Raw genomic sequence first — 15045 nt, 5'->3', positions numbered from 1 at the left:
GTGCACGTCCTTGGGAGGTGTGGGATCCGCCGCTACCGGGCGGGCTGGGTGAGGGTCCGGAACAGCGACGTGTCGTCGCCCAGGGCCTCGCAGGCCGCGTGCGCTTCGGCCACCTTGCGGGCGCGGTCCGGGTCCGCGTCGTCGAACAGCAGGCCCAGCATGGTGCCGCTGTGCGCGCACACCACGCCGAGTGCCCCGGTCCGCCCCGCGATGGCCAGCATCGCGTCCAGGTGCCGCTTGGGTGCGAACCGCTGGTTGAGGACGGCACTGCGGGTGGTCACCCGGCCCACGGCGGCGAGGTCCCCGGCGCGCACGGCCGCGGTCAGGGTGCCCAGCAGTCCGGTGAACTCGGCGGTCTCGGCAGGCGAGTAGCGCTTGGGGCGCTTGTTGAAGGCGACGGTGTCCAGGTGGCCGCCCTCGTCCACCGCCACCACGGTGGCCGGCGCCAGGCCGCCGAGGGTCTCGCGCAGCCGCACCTCGCGGTGCTCGAAGACGACGACGCCCGGGTGCATCACCCCGTCGGTCGGCTCGATCGGGCGCAGCCAGTGCTCCACCGCGGCCGGACCGGTGTCCAGTCCCAGCGCGCCGCCGACCGCGCGCGCGGTGGCGACCAGGTCGGCCGAGGAGCTGGCCAGTCCCTTGCCGACGAGCAGGTCGCTGTCCAGGATCAGGGTCCCGCCGCCACCGGGCTGGTGCGAGGTCAGCATGGCCTCGGCCAGCCGCAGGGACTTCGTCTTGTGCGCGGGGAAGACCCGCAGCGGACCGGCCGGGTCGTGGCGGAACCAGGCCCGGGAGCGGAGCGTGATCGGCAGGGTGACGAGGAAGTCGGTGCCGTCCGGCAGCCGGCCCTGGAGCAGTTCGCCGAAGGTGCCGGAGGCGTCGGCCCGGCCGCTGCGCAGGTCCGCGCCCGGGCGGCGGGTGATGAGGCTGGGGCCGGTCACGGGGCGCCCGCCGGGGTGCCCTCGCCGGTGCCGGCCGCACTGTTCCCACCGATGCCCTCGGCACTGCCCGCACCGACGCCCTCGGCACTGCCCGCACCGATGCCCTCGGCAGTGTCCCCACCGATGCTCTCGGCGGACTCCCCACCGATGCCCTCGACGGCCAGCAGGGCATCGACGCGCGCCGCGGCGACGCCCGCCGCCTCGCCGCGCAGCCGCCACTGCTCGGACACCTCCCGGAAGGCGCGTTCCTGCGCGGCGAGCACGGCACGCACGGCGTCGGGGTGCGTCGAGCCCGCGGAGTGCTTGACCCGGACGGCCTTGTCGGCGTCGAGGGAGCCGGACAGCAGTTCGGCGGGTTCGGGCACCCGGTGGCCGTGCTCCTCGGCGATCGCCGCGAGCAGCGGGCCGTCAGGGGTGGCCGCGGGCAGGCCCTTGGCGATGGCGGCCCTGACATAGGCTCCGGCGATCACCTGCGCCGTCCGCCACGGCACGCCGGCCTCAAGGGTCAGCAGGTTCGCCAGGGTGAAGGCGCCGAGGAAGTCCCCCTCGCAGGCCTCGCGCATGCGGTCGGTCCGGAAGGTGGCGGTGGCGAGGGCGGTGTGGGCCAGCCGCAGGGCCGAGCGCAGCGCGGCGAACTGGGCCGGGAGGTGCCGCCCGGCCTCCTTGGACACCTCGACGCTGTTGGCGTACGGGGTGCCGTGCTGGGCGAAGGCGAGCTGGGTCGCGCAGCCGACGACGTGCGAGCAGCGGCCCCGGATCCGTTCCAGGACCGGGAAGTTGCGCTTCTGCGGCATCGCGGCCGAGATCCCGGCCAGCGCGTCGGGGAAGTCCACGAACCCGAACCCGGCGCCGCTCCACGTCATCAGGTCGGTGGTGAAGCGGCTGAGGAGCACCGCGAAGTTCGACAGCTCGGACGTGACCGCGAGGGCCCAGGACCGGGAGGCCACCGACACGAGGGCGTGCGGCTGCGGCTCCCGGAAGCCCAGCAGGCCGGCCATCCGGTCGCGGTCCCAGGGCAGTTCCTGGCCGGCCATGCTGCCCGCGCCGAGGGGCGAGCGGTCGATCCCGTCGTAGGTGGTCAGCAGCCGCCGGGCCGCGGCGAGGGTCTCCTCGGAGAGGGCCGAGAGGTAGAAGGCGGGTGTGATGGTCTGCGCGGCCTGCGCGTGGGTGTATCCGGGCATCGGGCTGTCCGGCAGTTCGGCGGCGCGCGCCGCCGCCGTGCGCCCCAGGGCGACGAGGTCCCCGGCGAGGGCACGGACGTTCTCGCGGCAGGACAGCAGCTGGCCGCAGGCCTGGAAGTCGTTGCGGCTGCGGTCCACGTGCCAGGCCGCGAACGGGGCGGTGCCGCCGCGGGCCACGTGGCGTTCCATGGCGAAGAAGATGTCCGACATGTTGTCCCGCGGGTCCGCCCGGATCAGCTCGGGGGTCAGCTCGTCGAGCCTTTCGGCGATCGCGGCCGCCCCGTGCGGGTCGACCAGGCCCATCCTGCGGTACTCCAGCAGCAGCACCTTCTCGATGGACACGTAGTGCGGCAGCAGGGCCTGGGCCTCGTAGCCGAACTGCGGGGCCAGCACCTCCTCGTCCCAGACCTCGCTGGGCACGCCGTCGATCCGGCCGGTCACTGCCATGTCTCTCCTTCGGGGTCGGTCCGGTCCTCCCGGCGCGTCGCGCTGTGCCGCTCAGGCCCGGCGCTGTGCCGCTCCGGCCCGGCGGTCTGCCGCTCCAGCTCGGCGGCCAGCCGTGCGACGGTCGGGTGCGAGAAGAAGGCGTCGGCGGTGGTCTCGACGCGGTGGTCGGACGACAGCCGGGCGAGCAGGCGCAGCGCCTGCAGCGAGTGGCCGCCGACGGCGAAGAAGTCGTCGTCGACGCCCACCTCGTCGACGCCGAGGACGTCGGCCCAGGCGCGGGCGACCAGTTCCTCGGCGGCGGTGCGCGGCGGAACGTGGCCGGGCCGCGGGGCCGGGGTGTCGCCCGGCCCGGGCCACGGGCCGGCCGGGAGCCGGGACAGCGGTGTCGCCGGGTCGGCGAGGGCCGCCGTGAGCACCGCCGCGTAGTCGGCGAGCAGCCCTGCGGCGGTCTCCCGTCCGAACAGGGCGGTGTCGTACTCGATGCGGGCCGTGGTGCCGGACACCTCCAGCAGCAGGTCGTCCTCGGCCGCGGTGGACGGGGGCCCGAAGCCCTCGGCCGCGGTGACGTTGAACGCCAGCTGGTAGAGCGGGGGCAGGCCGGGTCCGCGCTGCGGTGCGAGCTGCTCGACCACGGTCTGGAACGGCAGCTCCTGGTGGTCGCGGGCCGCCCGCCAGACCGCCCGGACGCGTTCGACGAGCCCGGCGTACGACGGGTCGCCCGAGGCGTCCACCCGGAGCACCACCATGTTCACGAAGGTGCCGACGAGGGGCAGCAGTTCGGGGCGGTCCCGGCCGGACAGCGGCACCCCGAGGACGACGTCGTCCCGGCCGGAGCGCCGGTGGAGCAGGGCCGCGTACCCGGCGAGCAGCAGCTCGAACGACGTGACCCCGTACCGGCGGGCGGCCTCCGCGAGCGCGGACGCGGTGCCGGCCGGGAGCTCGGCCCGGAGTTCCGCGCCGGCGAAGGACCGCCGGGCCGGCCGCGGCCGGTCCAACGGGAGGCCGTGCGCGGCCGGCAGACCGGCGAGCTGTGCCCGCCAGTAGTCGGCCAGCTCGGCGGCCCTGGCCCCGCCGAGCCGTTCGCGCTGCTGCCGCGCGTAGTCGCCGTAGGAGAGCGGGAGTCGGGGGACGCGCGGCGGCCGGTCCTGTTCGGACGCCGCGCAGAACTCGGTGATCTCGGCGTGGAGGTTGAACAGTGACGGGGCGTCGCAGACCGCGTGGTGGGCGACGAACAGCAACCGCCAGCGCCCGGCGCCGAGTCCGACCAGGCCCGCGCGCCACAGCGGTGCGCGGGAGAGGTCGAAGGCGGTGTGCTTCAGCCGGTCGGCGAGGGCGGCACGGTCGTCGCGCTGCTCCTCCTCGGTGCGGCCGGACAGGTCGACGACCTCCAGGTCGAGGTCGACGCGGTCGCGGACGACCGCGGTCAGCGCGCCGTCCACGACCCGGAACCCGGTGCGCAGCGCCTCGTGCCGGTCCACCACGGCGGCCAGTGCCGCCCGGATCTGCGCCTCGGAGACGTCCCCGTGCAGCGGCCACTGGTCCGCGACGTGGTACAGCGCGGTGTCGGCGGCGAACCGGCTGGCCAGCCAGGCGCGTTCCTGTGCGAAGGAGGCGGCGGTCATCCGGCCCCACCGCCGGGCCGGAGGTGGTCGGCGGCACGGACGGGGCCGTCCAGGACGTGGTCGGCGAGGCGGACGGGATCGCCGAGCACGACGGCGACCTCCCGGCGGCCCTCGTAGGGCTCCCGGCTGTGGGCCATCCGGATGTTGTCGACGACCAGGACGTCGCCGTCCTGCCAGGACTCGCCGAAGGCGGCAGCGTCGTAGACCGCGTTGACGGTCTCGACGGTGTCGGCGTCGATCGGGGTGGTGTCGCCGTGGGCGGTGGTGAACGGCAGGCCGGCCGGCCCGTACTGGTCGAGCAGGTACTCGCGGATCGCCGGGTCCATGGTCAGTTCGTTGAGGAAGGCGATCTGGTTGAACCAGCCGGGCGCGCCGGTCTGGGGGTGGGCGACGACCGCGGCCCGGCGCTGCACGGTGCGCAGCCGGCCGTCCTCGTACCACTCGTGCCGGATGCCCTCGGCCGCGCAGTAGGCGTCGACCAGGGCCCGGTCGTCGGTGCCGAAGGCGTCCGTCCAGGGCACGCCGACGTCCTGGTAGGTCCGCAGCAGCAGCCAGCCGTGCCGGCGGAACGGCTCGACCAGGTCCCGGGGCAGGCTGCGCAGCACCTGCTGGGAGTCGGCGAGCATGGTCCGGCCGCCGCGCTCCGGGGCGGTCAGGCACCCGAACACCAGCAGTCCGGGGACCTCGGCGGCGTAGCTCTGCTCGTGGTGCATGCACATCGGGGCGTCCGCGGGCCAGTGCGAGGCCGAGTAGACCGTGTCGCCGTGGCGGTCGCGGGGCGCGAACCCCTCCCGTTCGGCCATCGGCTCGACGCCGAGCGCGGCGGTGACGGCCGCGAGGTCGGCGGCGGAGGCGACGCCCAGGCCGCGGAGCAGGACGGCCCCGGACGCCTCGACCTCGGCGAGGACCTCCTCGCGGTGCTCGGCGGCCCACTGCGGGCCGGGGGCGGCTGCCAGCACGTGCAGGCCCGGCGCGCTGCGGGTGGCAGGGGTCATCGCCGCGCCTCCGTGCTCCGGCCGGCCGCCTTGCGGTCGAGGAGTCCGGCCACCTCGGCGACGGTCGGGGTGGCCTTCAGCTCGCCGACCGTCACCGCGCGGTCCAGGGCGATCGCCAGCCGGATCGCGGCGAGCGAGGTGCCGCCGAGCTCGACGAAGCGGGAGCCGCGGCCGACCTGGTCGAGCGGGACGTCGAGCAGTTCGGCCCACAGCCGGGCGACCCGCCGCTCGGTGTCGGTCTCCGGGAGCACCACGTCGCCGTCGGCGGCCGGCCGGCCCTGGGCCCGGGCCTCGGCGGTCAGCGCCTTCTTGTCGATCTTGCCGTTCGCGGACAGCGGCAGCCGGGCGAGGCGGTGCAGCCGGCCGGGCACCATGTAGTGCGGCAGCACGGCGGCCAGGGCCCGGTCCACGGCCCCGGGCTCCGGGGCGGCGGCGCCGCTGTAGAAGCCGACCAGTTGCGGGTCCTCGGCCGAACCCGCGATCACCACGGCGCCGTCCCGGACACCGGGGACCTGCAGCAGGCGGTTCTCGATCTCGCCGATCTCGATCCGGAACCCGCTCACCTTCACCTGGGAGTCCCGGCGGCCGAGGTACTCGAACTCGCCGGAGGGCAGCCGGCGGCCGAAGTCTCCGGAGCGGTAGAGCCGTTCGCCCGACCGGTACGGGTCCGGCCGGTACGCGGCGTCCGTCCGGGCGGCGTCGTTGACGTACCCGCGGCCGACGCACACCCCCGCGAAGACGATCTCCCCCGGCGCCCCGTCGGGGACCATCCGCAGCCGCTCGTCCACCACGTACACCCGGACGTTGCGGGTCGGCGGGCCGAGCGGGACGGCCCGGCCGACCGGCGGGCGGCGCAGCACGCCGTGGTTGGTGTCGTCCGAAACCTCGGTCGTGCCGTAGCAGTTGACGAGCGGGATGCCGGGGAAGGCGGCGAACCAGCGGTGCACCAGTTCGGCCTTGAGCGCCTCGCCGGTCACCGCGAGGCAGCGCAGGGACGGCAGGCCGAGGCGGTCGTCCTGGAGGGTCTCCAGCACCAGGTCCAGGTAGGAGGGCACCAGTTGGGCCACCTGGACGCCCGCGCGGGTGACGGTCTCCACGAACCGGCGGACGTCGGTGACGGTTTCCTGTCCGATGATCTCCGTCCGGCCGCCGACCAGCAGTGCGCAGACCAGCTGCCACAGCGAGATGTCGAAGCACTGCGGGGCGGTCTGGGCGATGACGTCGCCCTCGCGGACGCCCAGGTCCTCGATCTTGGCGTAGAGGTGGTTGAGGAAGCCGGCGTGTTCGCACATCGCGCCCTTGGGCTCACCGGTCGAGCCCGAGGTGAAGTAGATGTACGCCAACTGGTCGGCGCGGACGGCCAGTCCGAGGTCCTCGTCGGACTCGGGCGCCGCAACCTCCGCCGGCACCTCGGTCGGCATCTCGGTCAGCACCGAGACGGTCACCTCGCCACCGCGCCCGCGCCCGCGCCCGCGCACCGCCTCGTCGAGCTGGGCCAGCCCCGGGTCCGCCAGGACCCGGCGGCAGCCGCTGCGCTCCAGCACGACGGAGATCCGCTCGGCCGGGAAGGCCGGGTCCAGCGGGAGGTAGCAGCCGCCCGCCTTGAAGACCGCGATCACCGCGGCCATCCACTCCAGCGAACGCTCGGCCACCACGGCCACCACGTCCTCGTCGGCCAGCCCCTGCCGGCGCAGCGACCGGGCGATCCGGTTGGCGCGGCGGTTCAGCTCCGCGTACGTCCAGCTCCGCCCGGCCTGCACCGCGGCGACCGCGTCGGGGTGCCGGCGCACCCGCTCCTCGAACAGCTCGTGGAACCGGCGGTCCGGCAGCGCCCGGACCGGACCGGCGGAGGCCGCGAGCGTGGCCGCGAGCTCCTCCCCGGCGACCAGGCCGTGCTCGTCGTGCGCCTCGTCCGGGGAGCCGGTCATCCGCTCCAGGACCGTCCGGACGTAGCCCTCGGCCCGGTCCGGGCCGACGTGCCCCTGGGCGGCGGCCTCCTGCCGGACCCGCTCGGCCTCGGCCCGCCCCTCCGAGGTGGCGACCCGGGCGACCAGCTCGCGCCAGCTCCGGCCGTCGTCGCCGAGCGCGTCGGAGCCGGTGAGCACCGCCGCCACCTTGAACGACGCGGCCAGCCGCACCGTGTCCGGGCCGACCCCGGTCTCGGCCGCCAGGGCCGCGATCGCCGCTTCGGCGTTCTTCATCGGATGCCTCCAAGGGGGCCCCGGCCCGTGGGCCGGGGAGGAATCGGATTGCCCGCGGAGCGGGTCAGGGGGGTCAGGGGGGTGATCGGGCTGCCGTCAAGGCAGTACGGAGTGACGGAAGGTCATGTCCGACCGCAGCACCGGCGGCCACGACCCGCCCGGGCGCAGCGGCTCGGCTGCGGGCCAGCGGGCCAGCGGGGCTGCAGAGCCGAGGGGCCGAGGGGTCCTCCAGGGCGGGGAGGGTGTCAGGCCCCGTCACCTTCCGGGCCGCTCCGTCGTCCCGGCAGGGGCCAGGGCAGCCGCGCACGATCGCGTTTGTTGGTGGCGGTGCGCGGCAGGTCGGCCAGCACCGCGATCAGGTCGGGCACCGCGGGGGCGGGCAGCCGCGCCGCGACGAGCCGCCGCAGCGCCTCGCCGGAGACGCCGGGGTCGGCCACCACGTAACCCACCAGGCAGGGGTCACCGGACGCGGTGGTGCGGACGGCCGCGGCGGCCTCCCGCACGCCGGCCTGCTGCTCCAGCACCGCCTCGACCTCGTCCAGTTCGACCCGGTTCCCGCGGATCTTCACCTGGTTGCCGGTCCGGCCGGTGAACGCCAGGGTGCCGTCGGCCCGCCAGTACCCGCGATCGCCGGTGCGGTACAGCGTCCGGCCCGGCCGCCAGGGGTCGGGCAGGTACGCCGCGGCCGTCTCGGCGGGCCGGCGGTGGTAGGAGCCGGCCAGGAACGGGCTGCGCAGGTGGATCTCGCCGGGCACCCCGACCGGGCACGGCCGGCCGAGGCCGTCGAGGACGAGCACCTCCCGGCCCGGGATCGCCCCGCCGATCGGCACGCCCGCCGGGTGCGCGCCGCCCGGGGGCAGTTCGTGGTGGGTGGCGAGGATGCACTCGGTGGGCCCGTACAGGTTGTGCAGGCCCGGCCGCACCGCCCGGTGCGCCCAGGCCTCCGCCAGGTCCACCGGGAACACCTCACCGGCGATCAGGACGTGCCGCAGGTCCGGCAGTTCACCGCCCTGCGCGTCCAGCGCCTCGGTGAGCAGCCGGAAGAACGACGGCACGGTCTGGATCTGCCCGATCCGCTCCTGCCGCAGCCAGCGCACCACCGCGACCGGGTCGCGCCGGGCGGCGGCGGGCGGCAGGCAGAGCTCGGCGCCGGCGGTGAGTGCCGCGAACACCTCGGTGTACGCGGCGTCGTAGGTGAGCGGCGCCCACTGGGCGACCCGGCTGCCCGGCCCGATCCCGAACCGCTCCCGCTGCCACTCGGCGAACTGCGCGAATGCGGCCCGCGACAGCGCGATCCCCTTGGGCGTGCCGGTGCTCCCCGAGGTGTGCACGATGCACAGCGGGTGGTCGGCGACCGGCGGGGCCGGGAAGCCGCCGTGCCCGCCCGGCGGGTCGTCCCCCGGGACGGGCTCCAGCGGGAGCACCGGCAGGCCCGCGAACCGGCCGTCCGGCCCGAGCAGCGCGGGGTGCGCCGCGGCGGCGGCCGGGTCGGCCAGCACGCAGACCGCCCCGGTGCCGGCCAGGATGTCGCGCAGGCGGGCGTCCGGGTCGGCGGGGTTCAGGCAGGTGAAGGTCGCACCGGTGCGCGTCGCGCCGAGGACGGCCGCGATCTGTGCCGCGCCGCCGCCCGGCAGCAGCGCCACCACCTGCCCGGGGCAGGCGCCGTGGGCAGCGAGGACGCGGGCGATCCGGTGGCTCCACCGGTCGAGCCCCCGGTAGTCGAGCGTGCCCTCGTCGGAGCGCACCGCGACCGCCTCGGGGGCCTCCCGCACCCGGGCCGTGAACTCCTCGTCCAGGAAGGCCAGGTGGTCGCGGTACGGCCGGGCGGTGGCGGGGGCGGGTGCCGGGTACGGGGCGGGGCGGCCGGAGAGGTCGAGCTCGGCCAGCGGCCGGTCGGGGGTGGCGAGCCCGAACCGCACCGCCCGGACGACGTGGTCCGCGAAGCCCGCGGCGGTCACCCGGCCCGGCAGCGCGCCGGTGAGGACGACGGTGAACTCGTCCGGCCCGGTCAGGGCCAGGGTCAGCCGGCCCTCCGGGTGGGGCGGGGCGTCGACGGTCACCTCGGCGGCGATGCCCGGCAGGTCCAGGGCCGCCGCCGGGAGGCCGTGCGGCGTGAACACGGCGCGGATCGGGAAGGCCGGTCCGTCCGCGCCGGCCTGCGGTGCCGTCCGCACGGCGGCGCCCAGCCGGGCGAACGTCAGGTCACCCGGGAGGTCCAGCCGGATCACCCGGGCCGCCGGGCCGTCCGGGGCGGTCCCCGCGGGCCCGTCCGGCACCACGGCCACCTCCGGCACCGGCACCGGCACCGGCACCAAGGCCTCGGCCGGAAGAACCGGCACCGCCACCACGCCCGCATCCAGCACCGCCACCACGGCCTCGTCCAGCACCGTCACCACGGCCTCGTCCGTCCCGGCGTACCTGCCGAGCACCGTGGCGAAGGCAGCGAGGACCCGCTCGGCCGTGGCGCCGCCGGGCTGCCCGGGCACCGTACGGGACGCCCGCTCACCCGACAGCCAGGCACCCGGCGACCAGTCACCCACCGTCCGGACACCCGCCGGCCGGGCATCCGACGGCCCGGCACCCGGCACGGCCCCGGCCCCGGCCGCGGGCGGCGGCGCCGGTGCGTCCGGCGTCCGCGCGCGGTAGGCCGCGCCGAGGTCCCGGGTCAGCCCCGCGACGGACCACGCGTCGGCCCGCTCCCGGTCCAGTGCGAGCAGGAGTTCGTACGCCCCGGCGCCCAGCCCGGCGAGGCAGGCCCGCAGCCGGGGGCGCCCGGCGGCGCCGACCGGCCGGGTGGCCTCGTCGGCCGCCAGGTCGGCGAGGACGCGCCGCTGCTGCTCCCCGGCGGACCGCGAGAGGTCGATGACGCGCAGCCGGACCCGGCCCGGCCGCTCCCCCGCCGCTGCGAGTTCCGGACGCGCGGCCACGAGGTCCTCGACGGCGGCCGACAGCGCGGTGACGTCCAGCTCCCCCGTCAGGCGGGCGCGGAGCACGGCGTTCGCGGGCGGCGCCGCCGCGGGGGCGCTCACGCCCCGCTCCGCGCGGTGCGGTCCGTCACGGCCGCGGCGAGCCCGGCGACGGTCGGGTCCTGGAGGAAGGCGCGCAGCGGGAGGTCCACCCGGTACTCGTAGCGGACCCGGTCCATCAGCCGCGCGATCGCCAGGGAGTCGCCGCCGAGCAGGGTGAAGTCGTCGTCGCGGTTGACGCCCGCCAGGCCGAGGATCTCGCTCCAGATCGCGGCGATCCGGGTCTCCTCGGGCCCCTGCGGCGGTTCCGTCGCCTCCGCCGTCCGCTGCAGCGGGACCCGCGGCAGGGAGCGGCGCTCCACCTTGCCGTTGAGCGTGCGGGGGATCGCCGCCATGCGGACGAACACCGAGGGCACCTGGCCGGGTGCGAGCCGCTGCGCGGCGTGCGCGCGCAGTTCGGCGTCGGGGACGTCCGGGGCCACCACGTAGGCGACCAGGGCGGTCGACACGTCCTCGGTGACCGCCGCCGCGCACGCGTCCTGCACCCCGGGGTGGCTGCGCAGGGCGTTCTCGACCCCGCCGAGGTCGATGCGCACGCCGTGGACCTTGACCTGCTGGTCGCGCCGGCCGTACAGCTCCAGCGCCCCGTCGGGGCGGAACCGGCCGAGGTCGCCGGTGCGGTAGGTGGTGGCGGTGCCGGGCCACTCGTCGGCGCCGAGGTACCCGAGGAGCGGGTACGGGACCTCCAGCTCCACCTCGCCGAGCGCGTCCGGCGGGTCGCCGGGCCCGGTCAGCACCCGGGCCGCCACGCCCGGCAGCGGCCGGCCGACCGGCACCAGCCGGGCCCGGGCGTCGTCCTCGGTCGTCCGGTGGAAGAGCTTCGTCATGGTCGTCTCGGACGGCCCGTACAGGTTGACCAGCTCCTTGCCGCCGCCGAACAGGCCGCGCCACCACGCGACGTCCGCGGGGTGGAGCTGCTCGCCGGCGAGCAGCACGGCCCGCAGGGCCGGGAGGGAGTCGGGGGTCAGGGCGGCGGAGCGCAGCGTGCGGAAGAGGGTCGGCACGCAGTGCAGGACCTCGACCTCGTTCTCGGTGAGCCAGCGGGCGAGGCCGTCGCCGACCGGCGTCTCGGCGGCCGGGTTGACGCAGACGGTGCCGCCCGCGCACAGCGGGGTGAGGGCGTCGCGCAGGAACGCGTCGAAGCCGGGGGAGGTCAGCTGGGAGACCCTGGTGCCCTCGCCGATCCCGAACTCGGCGATCTCCCAGTCGACGAAGTGGTGGACGGCCCGGAGGCTGCCGCGGATGCCCTTCGGGCTCCCGGTCGTCCCGGAGGTGAAGTAGACGTATCCGCGGTCCTCCGGGGCGGCCTGCCGCCAGGCTTCGGCGGACCACTCGCGGGGCTCCAGCGTCTCGGGGCGGACGGACCCGGCGCCGCCGGGCAGTTCGCGCCCCGCGAGCGCCGCGCGCCCGGCGGCGTCGGCGACGACCGCGCCCGGCCGGAGGGCGGCGAGCACGCCGTCGAGCACGGCGGCGGGCAGGCGGGGGTCGACCGGGGCGAAGGTGCGGCCGGCGGCCGTGCAGCCGAGGAGGGCGGCGATCACCTCGACCGGGTCGGCGCAGGAGACCAGGACGGGGTCGGCGGGCCGGCCGATCTGCTCGAACGCGGCCTGGTAGCCGGCCACCCGGCCCGCGAGCTCCCGGTAACCCACTTCTCTGGTACCGGACTTGACGGCGCAGTGGGAGCTGTTGCGGGCCAGGCTGTCCGCCCATCGCCGCAGAACCGTCGGCGTTGTCATAGTGCTCCATCCCTGATTCGCTGTGCGATGACGGTCATCGGGTCGATGCTGGGCAGCTGCCGGGTCAGCCCGCGGTCCTCGATCGCCCTGGTCACCAGGTGCAGTTCGGTGCAGCCGGCGACGAACGCGGCGGCCCCGTACGCGGGCAGCAGCGCGCGGACGAAGTCGATCGTCGGGAGCCGGTCGGCGTTGCGCTTGAGCCGGTAGATGTGCTCGTGCAGCTGTTCCTGGTCCTCCTCGTCGGGCAGGACCAGGCGGTGCGCGAACTCGGGCCAGCGCTCGTGGTCGGTGAAGACCCCGGCGAGGACGCTGCCCCGGGTGCACAGCACCAGGTGCCGGCCGGGGCGTTGGGCGAGCTGCTCGAAGACCAGGTCGACCAGGGAGACGCAGCGGGAGCGCAGCCGCTCCGGCAGCAGCCGGATCGCGGGGTGCGCGGTGATGCAGGCCACCACGACGCGGTCGGCGCCGGCGGTGAGCAGGCGGTCGACGGAGTCCTCCAGCGCTGTGCGGACGAGGTCGACCGTCCCGGACCGGATGGCCGTGGTCCGGTCGGCCACGGCCGGGTCGGACCACAGCAGGATCCGCGCGGCGAGCTGCTCGTGCTCGGGCGGTTCGAGTCCGTACACCGTGTTGAGCAGTTCGGTGGAGGCCAGCGGGCCCATTCCGCCGATCACGCCGATCAGCGGCCGGCGGGTGCCGGGCTCCGCGGTGGCCGCGGGGGCGCCGGCCGGCATCGGCCGCCCCGCGCCCGGCTGGGGCACGGCGCCCGTCGGGTGCACCGGTCCCGCCGGGTGCACCGCTCCCGCCTCGTGCGCGGCGGCGCGTTCTCGGATCATCCCAGGCACGGCAGGCCGAACTCCTCCAGGAAGATCGCGAAGGTCGCGATGACGAGCAGGTAGTCCGTGTCCAGGTGCGGGTGCACGGTGCGGGCCCCCGACGTCTGCCGGCGGATCAGCTCGGCGACGACGGCCGGGTCGAAGTAGCCCTGCCGGCGCACGGTGGCGGGCGAGAGCAGGTCGTTGAACCACTCGTCGCCGGCCAGCAGCAGCTCGGTGCTGGTCTGGCTGCGGAAGCCGAACTTGCGGCGGTTCAGGACCTCGTGCGGCACGAGTCCCTCGGCCGCCCGGCGCAGCACGGCCTTCTCCCGGCCGCCGGCCGTCATCAGGGACGGCGGGATCGCCGTCGCGTGCCGCACGACGTCCCTGGCCAGGAACGGGAAGCGCATCTCGACGGAGCCGGCCATGGCCATCCGGTCCCCGTGGTCGCCGAGCAGGTGGTCGGCGAGGCGCAGGTGGAAGTCGAGGTAGGAGCGCTGGTGCAGCGGGTGGCGCCCGATCAGGCGCTCCGGGTCGACGAGGCGCTGGGCGGTCACCGAGAAGCCGTCGAACTCCTCGGCCAGCGGGCCGCTGTAGAGCTGGCGGCGCAGGTCGTGGGCGGGGAGCTGGTCGGTCTCGTACCGCAGGTCCAGGCCCCACATCCGGTGGGCGGCCTCGCGTTCGAGCTGCTCCTCCAGGAGGTCGCCGGGCCCGCGGCCCGGGCCCCCGGTGTCGAAAAGGTAGCCCGGGTAGCCGCCGAACAGCTCGTCGGCGCCCTCGCCGCTGAGCACCGCGACCGTGCCGGTGGCGCGCACCTTGCGGGCCAGCAGCATCGAGCAGACGTTGTAGGACTCCTTCACCGGGGTCTCGGCGTGCCGGACCATGCCGGTGAGCAGGCCGGCGGTGTCCGCGGCGTCCACCGGCACCTCGTGGTGCCGGGTGCCGATCTTGCCGGCCACCAGCCGCTGGTAGCGGGCCTCGTCGATGCTGCTGCCGGGGAAGGTCACCGCGTAGCTGGGCCACGGGTGGTCGGGGCGTTCGGCGGCCATGAGCCCGCCGATCAGGCTGGAGTCGAGGCCGCCGCTGAGGTACATCCCGACGGGGACGTCCGCGACCGAGCGGGAGCGGACGGCGGCTTCGAGCAGGTCCCTGGTCCGGTCGGCGTAGCCGTCGAGCACCCGCGGGTCGGCGAGCGCGGCGGCGTCCCGGTGGCGCGCCCCGTCGTCCCAGAGCGGGTAGTCGAGGTCCCAGTAGCGCTCGGTGCGGTACCCCGAGCGGTCCGCGACGAGCCGTTCGCCGGGGCGCAGCGAGCGGATGCCCTCGAACATCGTCCGGGGGCTCACCAGTCCGGGCAGCGAGAGCACCTGGTCGAGCCCGCGCAGGTCGACCCGGCGTTCCACCAGCGGGTGCTTGAGAATGCTCTTGATCTCCGAGGCGAAGACGATCCGGCCGGCCACCACGGTGTAGAACAGCGGAAGGACTCCGCAATGGTCGCGGGCGAGCACCAGGCGGTCTTCGCGCCGGTCGTGGAGGGCGAAGGCGAACTGCCCGTCCAGATGTTCCACGAGTGCGGTGCCGTATTCCTCGTAGAGGTGGACGAGCACTTCCGTGTCCGATTCGGAACGGAATCGGTGGCCTTTTCGCCGGAGTTCTTCCCGCAGGCTCCGGTGGTTGAATATCTCGCCGTTGCACACCGAGACGACCGAGGAATCCGGGGTGGCGTGGGGCTGCCCTCCGCCGGCCAGGTCGACCAGCGAGAGCCGGCGGAACCCGGCGGTGAACGCGCCGGTCTCACAGGTGGCGTGCGCGTCTGGGCCCCGGTGCACCAGCGCGTCGGTCATGGCCGTCAGGACGTCGGGGTCCAGGCCGGCCGGGTCGTCGAGTCCGTAAACCCCGGCTATTCCGCACATCGAGCTCAGGCTCCTATCACCCGGTCGCTCACGCGAATCCTGACGGAATCCGCTGCTCCTTCGATATGTCCGCCGGTCACATTAGGAGCGGCGTCGCGCACGGGTCAACGCTTCACCGCTCGTCCTTTCGACCGGAATTCCGGCCGTACCGAAGTACAGGTCAGGTCCCGA

General features: G+C 75.6%; 9 protein-coding genes. All 9 read right to left on the bottom strand.

Going from position 1 to position 15045, the window contains the following annotated elements; genetic code table 11:
• Positions 1 to 32: 32 nt before the first annotated feature.
• The 9 genes from ACIGG8_RS07825 to asnB all read right to left on the bottom strand — a co-directional run bounded on the left by ACIGG8_RS07825 (position 33) and on the right by asnB (position 14874).
• Positions 33 to 941 (bottom strand): kinase, encoded by a 909-nt coding sequence (locus ACIGG8_RS07825; protein ID WP_396546340.1) that lies wholly within the window; start codon positions 939 to 941, stop codon positions 33 to 35.
• Positions 938 to 2569, bottom strand: coding sequence for an argininosuccinate lyase (locus tag ACIGG8_RS07820; RefSeq protein WP_396546339.1), 1632 nt, complete (start codon positions 2567 to 2569; stop codon positions 938 to 940). Before ACIGG8_RS07820 ends, ACIGG8_RS07825 begins: the two co-directional genes overlap by 4 nt.
• Positions 2560 to 4191 carry a condensation domain-containing protein gene (locus tag ACIGG8_RS07815; RefSeq protein ID WP_396546338.1) on the bottom strand — a complete coding sequence of 544 codons (1632 nt, stop codon included), beginning with the start codon at positions 4189 to 4191 and terminating at the stop codon, positions 2560 to 2562. The genes ACIGG8_RS07820 and ACIGG8_RS07815 overlap by 10 nt, the downstream gene beginning before the upstream one ends.
• Positions 4188 to 5186, bottom strand: a complete 999-nt coding sequence (locus ACIGG8_RS07810; protein WP_396546337.1) for a TauD/TfdA family dioxygenase — start codon at positions 5184 to 5186, stop codon at positions 4188 to 4190. The genes ACIGG8_RS07815 and ACIGG8_RS07810 overlap by 4 nt, the downstream gene beginning before the upstream one ends.
• Entirely contained in the window at positions 5183 to 7387 is a 2205-nt protein-coding gene (locus tag ACIGG8_RS07805) for an amino acid adenylation domain-containing protein (RefSeq protein WP_396546336.1), read from the bottom strand. The genes ACIGG8_RS07810 and ACIGG8_RS07805 overlap by 4 nt, the downstream gene beginning before the upstream one ends.
• Positions 7388 to 7632: 245 nt before the next feature.
• Positions 7633 to 10416, bottom strand: a complete 2784-nt coding sequence (locus tag ACIGG8_RS07800) for an amino acid adenylation domain-containing protein (RefSeq protein ID WP_396546335.1) — start codon at positions 10414 to 10416, stop codon at positions 7633 to 7635.
• Positions 10413 to 12149 carry an AMP-binding protein gene (locus tag ACIGG8_RS07795; protein ID WP_396546334.1) on the bottom strand — a complete coding sequence of 579 codons (1737 nt, stop codon included), beginning with the start codon at positions 12147 to 12149 and terminating at the stop codon, positions 10413 to 10415. Before ACIGG8_RS07795 ends, ACIGG8_RS07800 begins: the two co-directional genes overlap by 4 nt.
• Positions 12146 to 12985 (bottom strand): aspartate/glutamate racemase family protein, encoded by an 840-nt coding sequence (locus ACIGG8_RS07790; protein ID WP_396546333.1) that lies wholly within the window; start codon positions 12983 to 12985, stop codon positions 12146 to 12148. Before ACIGG8_RS07790 ends, ACIGG8_RS07795 begins: the two co-directional genes overlap by 4 nt.
• Positions 12982 to 14874 (bottom strand): asparagine synthase (glutamine-hydrolyzing), encoded by a 1893-nt coding sequence (gene asnB, locus ACIGG8_RS07785; protein ID WP_396546332.1) that lies wholly within the window; start codon positions 14872 to 14874, stop codon positions 12982 to 12984. Before asnB ends, ACIGG8_RS07790 begins: the two co-directional genes overlap by 4 nt.
• Positions 14875 to 15045 lie beyond the last annotated feature (171 nt).

The organism is Kitasatospora sp. NPDC085464 (assembly GCF_044541955.1).
Classification (GTDB): domain Bacteria; phylum Actinomycetota; class Actinomycetes; order Streptomycetales; family Streptomycetaceae; genus Kitasatospora.
This window is presented reverse-complemented; position numbering and strand designations above follow the sequence as displayed.

Bases quoted from the DNA above. Each gene is read 5' to 3' on its own strand.
- ACIGG8_RS07820 (WP_396546339.1), bottom strand. From the start codon at position 2,569: ATGGCAGTGACCGGCCGGATCGACGGCGTGCCCAGCGAGGTCTGGGAC.
- ACIGG8_RS07815 (WP_396546338.1), bottom strand. From the start codon at position 4,191: ATGACCGCCGCCTCCTTCGCACAGGAACGCGCCTGGCTGGCCAGCCGG.
- ACIGG8_RS07810 (WP_396546337.1), bottom strand. From the start codon at position 5,186: ATGACCCCTGCCACCCGCAGCGCGCCGGGCCTGCACGTGCTGGCAGCC.
- ACIGG8_RS07805 (WP_396546336.1), bottom strand. From the start codon at position 7,387: ATGAAGAACGCCGAAGCGGCGATCGCGGCCCTGGCGGCCGAGACCGGG.
- ACIGG8_RS07795 (WP_396546334.1), bottom strand. From the start codon at position 12,149: ATGACAACGCCGACGGTTCTGCGGCGATGGGCGGACAGCCTGGCCCGC.
- ACIGG8_RS07790 (WP_396546333.1), bottom strand. From the start codon at position 12,985: ATGATCCGAGAACGCGCCGCCGCGCACGAGGCGGGAGCGGTGCACCCG.
- asnB (WP_396546332.1), bottom strand. From the start codon at position 14,874: ATGTGCGGAATAGCCGGGGTTTACGGACTCGACGACCCGGCCGGCCTG.